This window comes from Formosa sp. F44 (assembly GCF_056238645.1).
This window is the reverse complement of sequence record NZ_JBWDLJ010000004.1, coordinates 454,303-467,924: the sequence shown is the minus strand read 5'-3', so window position 1 is coordinate 467,924 and position 13,622 is coordinate 454,303. Positions and strand designations below refer to the sequence as shown.

Genomic DNA, 13,622 nt, shown 5'->3' with positions numbered 1-13,622 from the left:
ACCTATTAAAATACAAATAATGGTCTATCGGCCATAAGTGCATTTACTTTAGTTCCAACAGCAGCTAAAACAGCTTCGTCTTCTAAGTTCATAATCACTTCGTCAACCAAGTCTACAATAGTTTGCATATCGCTTTCTTTTAATCCACGTGTAGTTACTGCAGCCGCTCCAATACGAATACCAGAGGTTACAAATGGCGATTTATCATCGAAAGGCACCATGTTTTTATTTACAGTAATATCTGCTTTTACCAATGCTTCTTCTGCTTGTTTACCAGACACATCTTTATTTCTTAAATCGATAAGCATCATATGGTTATCTGTTCCTCCAGAAATAATATTATACCCTTTTGCTACAAAAGCATCTGCCATAGCCGAAGCATTTTTCTTAACTTGTAACATATAAGTAAGGTAATTATCTGTAAGGGCTTCACCAAAAGCAATCGCTTTCGCCGCAATAATATGCTCTAGAGGTCCACCTTGGTTTCCTGGGAATACAGCAGAATCGAATAAAGAAGACATTTTTCTTTTGTTTCCATTTTTAAGTGTAATTCCGAAAGGATTATCGAAATCTTCACCCATCATAATCATTCCTCCTCTTGGTCCTCTTAACGTTTTATGCGTTGTAGTTGTAACCACGTGACAATGAGGAATTGGATCGTTTAAGATTCCTTTTGCTATTAAACCTGCAGGATGAGAAATATCGGCCATTAAAATAGCACCAACACTATCTGCAATAACACGGAATTGTTTAAAATCGATATCACGTGAATATGCAGAAGCACCAGCAATTATTAATTTTGGTTGCTCTTTAGTAGCAATTTCTTGAATCTTATCGTAATTTAAAACTCCTGTTTCTTGGTCTACACCATAAAAAGAAGGATTATATAATTTTCCAGAGAAATTTACTGGAGAACCATGCGTTAAATGTCCACCGTGAGATAAATCGAAACCTAAAATTTTATCACCAGGTTTTAAGCACGCTGCAAAAACAGCTGTATTTGCCTGACTTCCAGAGTGTGGTTGCACGTTTACATAGGCCGCTCCAAAAAGTGCTTTTGCGCGATCGATCGCAATTTGCTCTACTTCATCTACCACCTCGCAACCGCCATAGTAGCGTTTACCAGGATAACCCTCAGCATATTTATTTGTTAAAACAGATCCTGCAGCTTCCATTACTTGGTCGCTTACAAAGTTTTCTGAAGCAATTAACTCTAAACCATGTAGTTGGCGTTGTTTTTCTGCTTCTATTAATTCAAAAATTTGTTCGTCGCGTTGCATAATTTTATTTATCGTTAAAAATTAGTCAAAAATAACAAATAGATTAGTTAAATACACCAAAAAACATATATTTGAATATAATTTATTAAACAAACAACAAAACAACGTTATGCAAATATCAGCCAACAATCCAGGTCGTAAGACATGGCTACATGTCGACAAGAATTCGGATTTCCCTATACAGAACATTCCTTTCGGTGTATTTCTTACTCGAGACGATATCATTACTATAGGAACGCGTATTGGAGATACAGCAATCGATCTTGGTGCACTACATCAATTGGGTTACTTTAGCGACATTCCATTAACAGATGATATTTTTCTTCAAGACACTTTAAACGATTTTATTGCCGACGGTAGAAAAACATGGCGTGCGGTACGTAATAAAATTGCTGATATTTTTGATATTGATAATGATATTTTAAAAAATAACAAAAAACATAAGGAAGTTGTATTGTTTCGTTTAGATGAAATTGAAATGCAATTGCCTATAGAAATTGGAGATTATACCGATTTCTATTCTAATATTGAGCATGCTACTAATCTTGGAACCATGTTTAGAGGTCCAGAAGAACCTTTACTTCCTAACTGGTTACATATACCAATAGGTTATCACGGTAGAAGTTCGTCTATAATCCCTTCTGGAATTCCAATTCATAGACCGCAAGGACAAACCTTACCTCAAGGTGCAAAAGACCCCGTGTTCGGTCCGTCTGAACGAATAGATTTTGAATTAGAATTAGCGTTTATTACAACTGATGCTAACGATTTAGGGGAACCAATTCCTGTAAATGAAGCTGAAGAATATATTTTTGGATTAGTCCTTTTTAACGATTGGAGCGCTAGAGATATCCAAAGTTGGGAATACGCACCGTTAGGTCCGTTTTTATCGAAAAACTTTGCCTCTTCCATGTCGCCTTGGATAGTAACTTTAGATGCCTTAGAGCCGTATAGAGTTCAAGGTCCGAAACCTATTAAAGCGCAAATGCCTTACTTACAAACTAAAGGTAAGAAAAGTTTCGATATCAATTTAGAGGTTGCTATTCAACCCAAAAAAGCGAAAGAAACAGTTGTTTGTCGTTCAAATTTCAAACATATGTATTGGAATATGTCACAACAACTTGCTCACCATACCATTAATGGTTGTCCTGTAAACTCAGGAGATTTAATGGGAAGTGGTACCATTTCTGGCCCAACACCAGAATCTTTAGGTTCGATGCTTGAATTAACAGTTAAAGGCACAAAACCTATTACTTTAAAAGATGGAACAGAGCGTAATTTTATAAATGATTACGATACAGTTGTTATGAGAGGATATTGTGAAAACGATGGTAGTCGAATTGGTTTTGGAGAAGTTAAAACCGAATTACTTCCTGTATTTATACCGAAGAAAAAATAACATATAATAAAAATCCCGATGATACATCGGGATTTTTATTGCTTTATACGATTCGACGCTTATAAACTTTTATCTATAATATCTTGAACACATTCTGGATTTAATAACGTACTTGTATCTCCTAAATTACTAATATCTTTTCCTGCGATTTTTCTTAAAATACGACGCATAATTTTACCTGACCTAGTTTTTGGCAAGCCTTCTGTAAACTGAATTTTATCTAATTTAGCAATTGGTCCAATACGGTCTGTAATTAACTGATTGATCTCATTTCTTAAGTTGTTCTGATCTCTAGACTCTCCAGTTTCTTTTAAAGTAACATACCCATAAAGTGCATTTCCTTTAACATCGTGCGGGAATCCAACTATGGCAGATTCTGCAACTGCTGGATGTTCGTTAACCGCATCTTCAATAGGTGCTGTTCCTAAGTTATGTCCAGAGACAATAATCACATCATCTACACGACCTGTAATTCTATAATATCCAACTTCGTCTCGCAATGCGCCATCTCCGGTAAAGTACATATTGTCGTAAGCCGAGAAATACGTATCCTTATACCGTTCATGATTGCCCCAAATGGTTCGTGCTATTGCTGGCCAAGGAAACTTAATACACAAGCGTCCATCGACCTGATTTCCTTTAATAATCTCTCCATTTTCATCCATTAATGCTGGTTGAATTCCTGGAAAAGGTAATGTGGCATATGTAGGTTTAGTAGGTGTTACAAACGGAATTGGAGTAATCATAATACCTCCGGTTTCAGTTTGCCACCAGGTATCGACAATCGGACTCTTATGCTTTCCAATATTATCATTGTACCAGTGCCAAGCTTCTTCATTTATAGGTTCTCCAACAGATCCTAAAACTTTTAAAGACGATAAATCTCTATCGTTAACAAATGAAATATTTTGTTTTGCCAAGGCGCGAATAGCCGTTGGTGCAGTATAAAACTGATTGACTTTATGCTTTTCTACAATTTCCCAAAAACGTCCGAAATCTGGATACTGAGGAACGCCTTCAAACATTACTGTAGTAGCACCATTTGCTAAAGGCCCATACACAATATAACTATGCCCGGTAATCCAACCTATATCGGCAGTACACCAATAGACATCGCCGTCTTGGTATTGAAACACATTTTTAAACGTATATGCTGTATACACCATATATCCTCCTGTGGTATGCACCATTCCTTTTGGTTTCCCTGTAGATCCAGAAGTATATAAAATAAATAACGGATCTTCCGCATTCATAATTTCTGGTTCACAATTAGGAGATGCTTCATCTAACAAGGGTTGCAACCAAACGTCGCGACCTTCCTTCATAGTGATATCCGAACCGATTCTATTTACAACCAACACATCTTTTACAGACGGACAAGACTCTAAGCCCTCGTCTACAATCCCTTTTAAATCGATGCTCTTAGCACCACGGTAAGATCCATCGGCTGTGATTACCATTTTACATTCACTATCGTTTATTCTAGATGATAACGCTTTAGATGAAAACCCTGCAAATACCACCGAGTGAATCGCTCCTATTCTCGCACAGGCTAGTAAAGAAATTGCTAATTCTGGAATCATGGGTAAATACACACAAACGCGATCTCCTCTTTTAATCCCCTTATCTTTCATTACGTTTGCCATTTGGCATACGCGATCGTGAAGTTGTAGATAGGAAATATGCTCAGCCTCATCTTCAGGATTATTAGGTTCGAAAATAATGGCTGTTTTATCTCCTTTAGTTCGAAGATGACGGTCGATACAATTTTCAGTAATATTTAATTGAGCACCCTCAAACCATTTAATTTCAGGCTTTTTAAAATCCCAAGTCAGCACTTTATCCCAACGTTTACGCCACATAAAGTGTTCCTCTGCTACTTCTTCCCAAAAATTTTCGGGTTCGCGAACCGATTTTCTATATACTTGATAATATTCTTCTAAATGTTTTATGTGATAATTGCTCATTAAATACTCTGGTTTTTAAAAGTTAATTTGATGTCGTGATAACACACTTCTAAAATATAAAAATTTAACGCAATATGTAAACTTTTTCTACGGATTACTTAAAATTAACTCCTGATTGTTAAAATATTCCTATTAGCACTATTATTTATGCGACAATACTCTTGCGGTTTCACTCATTTTAAGGCATCAATTTTCGACCGTTTTACACCATTAATTTATATAGAAAACGAAAAAAAAGAATGACATCAGACTAAAACAACAAGCGTTTTATTTCGATTAATCACGTCGTTTGGTAGCCCCAAAATTCATCTATTCATTTAGATAAATATAAGAAGTCACGACGTATAGAAATAAGACTACTGCTACAGCAGATTGATTGACGGAATAAGACTTAATCTTCCGATATAGGTTCTGGCTTTTTGTTTTTCGCAGCCAATTCGTCTGTTAAGAAAGGTAAACTAACGTGTAGAGCGATATAACTACTTTTATTTTTACCTGTTGCGAAGTTATCTTTTAAAACATCGGTAAAACCTTGATAGTATCTTAGGTTAAAAATGAGACCTTTTCCTTCGTGTCCAGATCTTAAAAAGTACCCCACATTGGCAATTACACCATAATCGGTTTTATTAACAAAATCGGTAATTTTCTGAGTAAACTCGCCTTCTGTCCCTTCGTAAGTTCCTTTAGCTTTACTTAAGAATGAAACTTGCGGACTTAAACCAAATCTAAAGTTAGAATTACTTATTTGATATGTAAATAACACATGAAGATCGGTATAACTAATTACAGTTTTTGCTCTCGTGTTCATGTAAAGACCATTTAAATAGTCGTCGTTAGAGTGTAAATCTGTATTTTCTAATAGAAAAGTTCTTTTCGATAAAAAATACACCGTAGGACTTACATACCAATTTTCGGATAATTGAAGGTTTCCAGCTATTCCAAAGTTTACTCCATTTCGCATTTTTAAGTCATCTACATTAGAAAAACTACTAAATGGCACACCGATTTCCATACTCAAATTAAATTTTTCTGAGGCTACTTTGTCACCAAAAATCATGGCCACAATAGCTGCCTGAGCATTAGAAAGCTGTGAAATACTGAATAATAAAACAAAAATAAGGGTTGTATGTTTTTTCATGGTTGGTTTTGTTATATACATGTTAAAACTAATATAAAATATTATATGCTATAACAACAATTTAATTATTTCAATAAAAAATAATATGCAACGTCGTAAATCTCTAAAAACCATAATATCCAAACCTATTTTATAAATAAAAAAGAGTGCAGACGCAACGATATTATTCCACATAAAAAAAGCCTCAAGTATACACTCGAGGCCTTTTCACACTATTTAACCGATTTATTAAGAATTTATGAATGCACGTATATCAGCTTCGTTAAGCTTTGGATTTGCACCTTCGTAACTCGCCACTAAAGCCCCTACAGCACAGGCATAATCTATGGCTTCCTGCGGCGGTGTACCTTTAAGTAGTTTAGTAATTAAAGAACCCAAAAACGAATCTCCTGCTCCAACAGTATCTACTACTTTTACTTTATAGCCTTCGTTATAGAAAAATGTGTCGTCTTGATAATATATGGCACCTTGAGATCCCTTGGTTACACATATAGATTTAGTATTGGTATGTTTTGATATAAACACTATATTATCTTCTAAGGACGTCGATTCGAAACCTAAGGCCTTTGAAATCTCGAAAATTTCATCGTCATTAAATTTTAAAAAATCTGCGACGCTCATAAGGTGACTCAATACTTCTGTAGTATAATGAGGCGCTCTTAAATTGGTATCTAATACTTTATATTTTGCTACATCTAAAAGCGCATATAATGTTGCACGAGACGTTAAATCTCGAGCCACTAAACTTCCAAAGATAAAAGCATCGGCTTGTTTTGTTTTTGCTATAGCAGTTTCCGTAAGCTGAATATTATCCCAAGCACGATTAGCATTAATGGTATATGAAGCAGATCCAGTATCGTCTAAAACCACATCTACCGCTCCTGTTTCCAAGACATCATCTACTTGAACATTTTCTGTATTGACTCCATGAGCTTTAATAAAATCTGCAATTTCGGCACCTTTAGTATCATCACCTATTCGGGTAATTATAGACACTTTATTACCAAAAGACTGTAATCTTAAAGCAACATTTAAAGGTGCACCACCAATTTTTTTATGCGTAGGAAACACATCCCACAATACCTCGCCAAAACAAACTATATTTTTCATTTAACCGTGTTTTAAAGCTGATTTATTCCATGTAATCACACTTTGTTGAATACCATTTTCGGAAATGACTTTATACGCCTTGGTAAAGGCTGCTACAAAAATATCGGAGGTTTTTAATTTTCCGAAGATAGATTCTAATTCTAAAAATACTGCTGGATTTTCTTTAGCCAAACGTGCTTGTTTTGCTAAAGCATCGTGCATGACATCTTTTATAATTAAGTCTTGTTGATTTTCGTCTTTTCCCAAACTATAAATAGCCCAAGCAGCAACTACTAATGCGGCAAAATCTACATGCTTATCTTGCGCTAATTGTGCGTTCACTGTTGGCAACACAAATATTGGAAATTTAGCAGAACTCTCTGAACAGATACGATCTATTTGATCTTTCATATAAACATTTCCGAATCTATTAAGCAATGTTTCCTTATACTTGTCTAAATCTACCCCTTCTAAATCGGATAAGGTTGGTGTTACCTCCAGATCCATATACAATTTTAAAAAGGTTCTAATATCTTTATTATGAACGGCTTCATCAATCGTTGAACATCCTCTTAAAGCTCCCAAAACCCCCAACACAGTATGTCCTGCATTAAGCAACGTTAACTTCATTTTCTCAAACGGATCCACATCTTCAACAAATCGTGCCCCTACAGTTTCCCAAGCTGGTCTGCCTGCTTTAAACTCATCTTCAATGACCCATTGGTGAAATGGCTCGCAAACTACTGGCCATGCATCATCCACTCCGGTAGCGGCATTTAAATTTGAAATATCTACCGGCGATGTTGCTGGTGTAATACGATCGACCATACTGTTTGGAAACGACACATGTTCTTCGATCCAAGTCATTAATTCAGGTTCGGCCTTTTCAACATAACTCAGTAACATGCGTTTTGCCAAATCCCCGTTACCTTTTATATTATCGCAAGACTGAATTGTAACAGCTAGATTATGTTTCTGACGTTGCTTTAAAGCTTGAGTTAAATATCCGAATATGGTTTTAGGTGCACTTGGATGCTCTAAATCGTATTGAATTTGCGGATTATCGAAATCGAAAGCTTCTGTAGCCTCATTATAATTATAGCCACCTTCGGTAATAGTAAGAGTAATAATTTTAATATCTGCACTTGCCATTTTTTCGATAACCTGCATTGGATTTTCTGGTGCATATAAACACTCTACAATAGAGCCTATAACACGTCTCGTTAATGTACCATCCAACTCTTTTATAACAAGAGTGTATAATCCGTCTTGTTCTTTAAGCGTGTTGTATATTTTAGTATCGAAGTCTAATAAGGCCACACCACAAATTCCCCAGTCATTATTACCTTCATCGTGCAGTAATTGATCTGTATAAAACGCTTCATGAGCTCTGTGAAATCCACCAATACCCACATGTACAATACCTGCCTTTACCTTAGAACGATCGTAAGTTGGACATGGTATATTTTTGGCAACTTTGGCCAAATTTTTCTGATTAAGTTTAATTAAATGCTCCACGATATTATATGTTTTTATTTTTTCCTCGTTTTAATTTCCAATATGCCGTAACAAAATAGATGACAGTGCACACAAATGCATAACGATAAAAGATGTCTCTATTTTCAATATAGATAGATTCATTAGCACTTCCAAATAACACTATACAAGCCAATACCAAAGTAATTATTAACGATACTATAGAAACTCCTGCTAACACTTTAGAGAATACAGAATGATCCTTTATCGTTTTCGTAACATGCGTTGCTTTTTCGTCCTGATAGACTTCAATATTATGTTGTCTTTCTTTTTCTTCTAATTCCTCTGTTGGATACGAATCTTTAGCGCCATTTTGCCCCGCTAAAACCGTATAAATAATTATTGTAAATATCCAAGTTGGAATAAACAGGTAATAAAACGGCATAATATCTATTACATTTAGTCCAAAACCGAATATTAAACCCAATCCCCAAGACACGATTGCAGGTGTACTAAAAGTTAATTTTTTATAATGTAACCAATATCGTGTATAACCAATTCTTGGAAATATTTGATGTTCTGCAAATACGATTCCTCCTACCGGAACAACCAATAAACCTGCATAAGTTAATAAAGGCAATATCTGGCTAAATACAAAAGGAAAACACGCAACAATCATAGTTACGATACCAACAACCATAGTTGCTTTTTTTCTAGAATGACTTCTAAACACTGCTTGAGCGGCTAAACCTGCTCTGTATAAATTAGCTATCGCGGTAGTCCAACCAGCCACAATAACAATAACAAATCCAGACCATCCTAAAGCGTAATAAGCCACATCTCCTGGATCTAGCGCCACTATAGGTTTTCCTATAATAACAGCTGCACCTGCCCCCATAATTCCGGCTGAAATCCATGCAATATAATGTCCGAACATCATACCTGTACTGGTTGTTAACCCGTATGATTTCTTTTTAGCAAATCGTAACAAAGCCATATCTATTAAGCCAAAATGCGTAATGGTATTAGCGGCCCATGCAAACCCTATTACTTCGACTAGCCCAATTCCTGTTTCTCCTTTACTATTAACTCCTGTCCAAATAGAATGATTCCCTAAAGTTATAAAATCGTTCCAACTTGCAGGAATAGTTTGTCCTAAATCTACAAGAGACAAGGCCGGAAGCAACACAAAAGCACCACTAATAAACATAACAAATAACCAAGGTGCACAAATTCCAGAGAATTCGGTTACGGCTTTGAATCCGTATATTGCTATGGAAACCACGACTAAGCCTACACATAATACTATGAGTACAAACCATAAATTTGTAGGATACCAATCGAGTTGTGCAGGGATATCGAAAGCGAAACGAACAGCCGTTGCAGAAACGGTAATCATGGCCGCAGAAATTACTGTAAAAATAATAACGTTTGCCCAATTATAGAGCTTGGTCATAGAATCTCCCGCAATTTTATTTAAGTATGTATACAGACTTAAACGCGTTTCTACCGCTATTGGAGACGTAATTAACGTCCAACTAAGCACCGCTAAAATATTACCTATTAACAAACCTAATAAGATATCTTTAGTAGTCGCTCCCAAAGCAACAAATGTAGCTCCAATTACAAATTCTGTTGCAGCTACGTGCTCGGCAGCATATAAACCCGCAAAGTGTGTCCAATCATGTAATTTATGTTTAGACACCGGTAATTGCTCTTCGTCTATAGCCTCGAACTCTTGAAAATTTTTAGTTGCTTTCATATGCAGTTAGTATTATAGTTTGTTTAAATCGTGTTGTAAAATTCAATAAAACTAAGTTCCATTTGGTTTAAATCATACAAACGTCATTTTTACGCTTTTAATTATTTTTCAAAGTTATTCAAAAAATCGACATGACAAAATAAAACGCTAAAATATTCTATATTAACTTCTTTATATTCTAAATTGATATTTACACACCATTTTACATCAAAATAATGCACCCTACAATATAATGTATTTTAAACGTTTATTTAAATATTATCAATAATTTTATTACATTCGTTTAACAAATATTATATATGGAATCTAAGAAAATAAAAAACATCTCTGTAGACTGTGTTGTTTTTGGTTACAATACCACCGAAAAAACGCTTAATGTCTTATTAATAAAACGTTATTTAGAATCTCCAGCCCATTCTGAAATATTAGTCAACGACTATGTGTTAACCGGATATCATGTAAACGAAGATGAAACTTTAGACGAAACCGCCACGAGGGCGCTTAAAGAATTAACTGGTTTAAGCAGCTTGTATAAAAAACAATTCAAAGCTTTTGGCGACCCCGATCGTTTATTAAACGAAAAAGATCAGCTATGGATTAAAAATGAAGGTTTTAATAGCCGAACCATTACCGTAGCTTACTATTTTTTAATAAAAACAGAGGCCATTAATCTCAACCAGAATAAATATCATGCAAAATGGTTTCCTGTAAATGCCCTACCGGAATTAGGTTTTGATCATGAAAGTATTATTTTAGAAGCTTACGAAGATTTAAAAATCAAGTGTCTATCCGAACCTATTATTTTTGAATTACTTCCAAATAAATTTACAATTAATGATGTACAAGATTTATACGAATCTATTTTAGGTATTGAAATTGATAACCGTAATTTTAGACGAAAATTAATTAATAAAAAATACATAATTCCTTTAGACGAAAAACAAGTTGGAGTCTCTAAAAAACCTGCACAACTCTATATGTTTAGCAAAGACGTTTACGAAAAAATGTTCAAGAAAAATTACCTAATAAGCATTTAAGTACAACCACATCTTATCGTTTATAGTAATAAGAACACAGCAGATTATACAATGAAGTTGTATTTTTTTCTACTATATCCTTCACAATTTATCTTTACAGTGTCATTTTTTTTAAACGGTGCACCGCAATATAATATAGCCAAACCTATATTTCAGGGCAACTCTTTTTAAAATACTCAAGGTATAAATTGCAATCTCTCATACTAAATACGTATACATAGTTTTATATATTTACGAAAGTTAATCACTATCATAACTAAAACACGTATTGGAACATCCATTTTTCAAAAAATCTAAAAAAGAGCAAAAACGCATTCAAGCTTTGGTAATAAGTCTCGCTTTAGTGCTTATTTTATTAGTGGCTATTATCTCGTATAAAACGGGATTACTTTTTATTGGTATTCTATTCTTTTCAATACTACTTTCAATTATTGCTCCCTTTTTAGATGTACCTGCTATGCAAGCTAGCGGAAAGCTTAAATATCATGCACCTCTTTTTTTATCTGAAGCGCCAAAAAATGGTAAAATTACTATACATGGTGGTAGCTTATTCGATTATGTATTTGTAATCGATAAAACATTAAATGGGAAGCAACGCACAAATTTTATTCTTCAAAATTACATACAAGGTCTTTTACACCTGATTGAAACCTTAAAAGGTGAAGATCCTAATTTAATAATTAAAGGTACAAGCTATATTATAAATACCAGAACGGCGAATAAACTAGGGTTCAAGGTACAGAAACTAGACTTTCTGCAAACTATAATTCTAAGATTCAATTATTTCAATTTGTTAATTTCTCATTCTATTGCAAAAAATAAGTTATCTTTTCCTTCCTTAAAAAACACAAGAACGTTTGAAACGACTTTACAAGAGTTAACCGCTCGTAAATCGTATATGGAATTATTAAATCAAAAATTAGAACACACAACCTAAACAAACTAAAATTATGAAACATTTATTTATTCTCGTATTCATGTCTTTAAGCTTTTCGGCTACAAGTCAAAGTATAATTGGTCAATGGGAAACTTACGATGATAAGACCAATGAAAAAAAAGCGCTTATTGAAATTTATAAAAACGACGGCGCCTATTTTGCCAAAATAGTAAATAAATATATTGGAGAAAAAGACTCTGTTTGCACGGCTTGCGAGGGCGATAAAAAAGACAAACCTATGATTGGTTTGGTTATTATAGAGGATATAAAAAAAGATGGTAAAGAATATAACGATGGTACAATCTTAGATCCCGAATCTGGCGATGTGTACAGTTGTTATTTAAAACTGGTAGATGATAATAAACTAAAAGTAAGAGGTTATATGGGCGTTGCGCTTCTAGGAAGAACACAATATTGGATTAGAAAACAATAAAGGTGTCCCACTTCTAAAAAACAAACGGGTGATTAAATACTATTTAATCACCCGTTTCTATTAAAATAGCATACTTACTATTAGTAGTATACTTCTAAAACTACTGCTTTATCCGACTTTAAATCTATGCGATTAATTGAAGCCGGTAAAAATAAAGTCTCTCCTTTTACTAATTGGTAATCGATACCTTGCCACTGTAATTCTAGTTCTCCTTCTACACAGATATAAATCACAAAAGAATCCAGATTTGTGTAATCTTTCTCGATTTTGCCATTAATTGATAAAATATTCGTCTTAAAATATGGTGAATGAACTAAGGTGTTCGTTTCATTTTCTAAAACTTTATAATCTGTTTTATAACTATCCTGAACACTATAATCTATTACATCTACAGCTAAATCGGTATGTAATTCTCTAGTTTTTCCTGTGGTTGCATCTACACGTTCGTAATCGTATATACGGTATGTAATATCTGATGTTTGCTGAATTTCGGCTAACAGCACCCCAGAACCAATAGCATGAATACGTCCTGTTGGAATGTAATAAGTATCGCCTTTAGCTACGGTATCGTTGTTTAAAACATCTAATATTTTCCCCGATTCTAAAGCTTTTACATACGATGCTTTATCTACTTTCTGATTGAAACCTACAATAAGTTCTGCATCTTTTTCGGCTTCCATGACGTACCACATTTCGTTTTTACCAAACGAATTATGACGTTCCTTAGCAATTTCATTACTCGGATGTACCTGAATAGATAGTGGTGTTTTTGCGTCTATAAACTTAATTAACAACGGAAATTCTGTTCCGAATAATTTATACACATTGGCACCTACAAGGTCTGATTTAAATTCTGTGGTTAATTCCTCTAGCGTTTTACCTTCCAAAACACCAGCACTAACAACTGTTTTGTCTCCTTTAACATCAGAAATTTCCCAGGACTCGCCAATACTTTCATCTTGATAATCTTTGTGTAATACCGTTTTCAGTTTTTCTCCTCCCCAAATCCTATATTTATAAAGAGGCGTGAATTTTAATGGATATAATGACATGTATTCTATTTAATTAAAATAAAAAAGGTTCCAAAACCTAAATTTTGAAACC

General features: G+C 34.3%; 11 protein-coding genes. 4 read left to right on the top strand and 7 right to left on the bottom strand.

The genetic code is table 11. The annotated features are described in order from the left end of the window. Positions 1–5: 5 nt before the first annotated feature. A complete protein-coding gene (gene glyA / locus AC0UBM_RS14610; RefSeq protein WP_475689112.1) occupies positions 6–1,280 on the bottom strand; it encodes a serine hydroxymethyltransferase in 1,275 nt (424 codons plus the stop codon). Positions 1,281–1,389: 109 nt separating this feature from the next. Between glyA and fahA the strand changes: the two genes are divergently transcribed. Then, the gene (gene fahA / locus AC0UBM_RS14605; RefSeq protein ID WP_475689111.1) at positions 1,390–2,679 is read left to right on the top strand and encodes a fumarylacetoacetase; all 1,290 of its coding nucleotides are present in this window, start codon (positions 1,390–1,392) and stop codon (positions 2,677–2,679) included. 59 nt (positions 2,680–2,738) lie between these two features. Here fahA and acs read toward each other — a convergent pair whose 3' ends face one another. The 5 genes from acs to AC0UBM_RS14580 form a co-directional block, all read right to left on the bottom strand. Then, entirely contained in the window at positions 2,739–4,646 is a 1,908-nt protein-coding gene (acs, locus tag AC0UBM_RS14600; protein WP_475689110.1) for an acetate--CoA ligase, read from the bottom strand. A gap of 391 nt (positions 4,647–5,037) precedes the next feature. Further along, positions 5,038–5,784, bottom strand: a complete 747-nt coding sequence (locus tag AC0UBM_RS14595; protein WP_434035610.1) for a porin family protein — start codon at positions 5,782–5,784, stop codon at positions 5,038–5,040. Between the two features lie 228 nt (positions 5,785–6,012). Then, the gene (locus AC0UBM_RS14590; protein ID WP_475689109.1) at positions 6,013–6,894 is read right to left on the bottom strand and encodes a carbohydrate kinase family protein; all 882 of its coding nucleotides are present in this window, start codon (positions 6,892–6,894) and stop codon (positions 6,013–6,015) included. Next, the gene (locus AC0UBM_RS14585) at positions 6,895–8,391 is read right to left on the bottom strand and encodes a mannitol dehydrogenase family protein (protein WP_475689108.1); all 1,497 of its coding nucleotides are present in this window, start codon (positions 8,389–8,391) and stop codon (positions 6,895–6,897) included. A 4-nt stretch (positions 8,392–8,395) separates the two neighbouring features. After that, entirely contained in the window at positions 8,396–10,111 is a 1,716-nt protein-coding gene (locus AC0UBM_RS14580) for a purine-cytosine permease family protein (protein ID WP_475689107.1), read from the bottom strand. 299 nt (positions 10,112–10,410) lie between these two features. On the opposite strand from AC0UBM_RS14580, the gene AC0UBM_RS14575 reads away from it, so the two are divergent. The 3 genes from AC0UBM_RS14575 to AC0UBM_RS14565 all read left to right on the top strand — a co-directional run bounded on the left by AC0UBM_RS14575 (position 10,411) and on the right by AC0UBM_RS14565 (position 12,518). Continuing rightward, positions 10,411–11,148: an NUDIX hydrolase gene (locus AC0UBM_RS14575; RefSeq protein ID WP_414036950.1), complete on the top strand. Its 738-nt coding sequence runs from the start codon at positions 10,411–10,413 to the stop codon at positions 11,146–11,148. A gap of 268 nt (positions 11,149–11,416) precedes the next feature. Then, complete coding sequence (locus tag AC0UBM_RS14570) at positions 11,417–12,085, top strand: hypothetical protein (protein WP_475689106.1); 669 nt, start codon at positions 11,417–11,419, stop codon at positions 12,083–12,085. A gap of 13 nt (positions 12,086–12,098) precedes the next feature. Then, complete coding sequence (locus AC0UBM_RS14565; protein ID WP_414036952.1) at positions 12,099–12,518, top strand: DUF2147 domain-containing protein; 420 nt, start codon at positions 12,099–12,101, stop codon at positions 12,516–12,518. A gap of 80 nt (positions 12,519–12,598) precedes the next feature. On the opposite strand, the gene AC0UBM_RS14560 is transcribed toward AC0UBM_RS14565, so the two are convergent. Next, on the bottom strand, positions 12,599–13,570 hold the full coding sequence (locus tag AC0UBM_RS14560; protein WP_434035605.1) for a type I phosphomannose isomerase catalytic subunit: 972 nt from the start codon (positions 13,568–13,570) through the stop codon (positions 12,599–12,601). Positions 13,571–13,622 lie beyond the last annotated feature (52 nt).

Excerpts from the sequence above, each read along its gene's own strand:
- glyA (WP_475689112.1), bottom strand. The coding sequence starts at position 1,280 with ATGCAACGCGACGAACAAATTTTTGAATTAATAGAAGCAGAAAAACAA.
- fahA (WP_475689111.1), top strand. The coding sequence starts at position 1,390 with ATGCAAATATCAGCCAACAATCCAGGTCGTAAGACATGGCTACATGTC.
- acs (WP_475689110.1), bottom strand. The coding sequence starts at position 4,646 with ATGAGCAATTATCACATAAAACATTTAGAAGAATATTATCAAGTATAT.
- AC0UBM_RS14595 (WP_434035610.1), bottom strand. The coding sequence starts at position 5,784 with ATGAAAAAACATACAACCCTTATTTTTGTTTTATTATTCAGTATTTCA.
- AC0UBM_RS14590 (WP_475689109.1), bottom strand. The coding sequence starts at position 6,894 with ATGAAAAATATAGTTTGTTTTGGCGAGGTATTGTGGGATGTGTTTCCT.
- AC0UBM_RS14580 (WP_475689107.1), bottom strand. The coding sequence starts at position 10,111 with ATGAAAGCAACTAAAAATTTTCAAGAGTTCGAGGCTATAGACGAAGAG.
- AC0UBM_RS14575 (WP_414036950.1), top strand. The coding sequence starts at position 10,411 with ATGGAATCTAAGAAAATAAAAAACATCTCTGTAGACTGTGTTGTTTTT.
- AC0UBM_RS14565 (WP_414036952.1), top strand. The coding sequence starts at position 12,099 with ATGAAACATTTATTTATTCTCGTATTCATGTCTTTAAGCTTTTCGGCT.
- AC0UBM_RS14560 (WP_434035605.1), bottom strand. The coding sequence starts at position 13,570 with ATGTCATTATATCCATTAAAATTCACGCCTCTTTATAAATATAGGATT.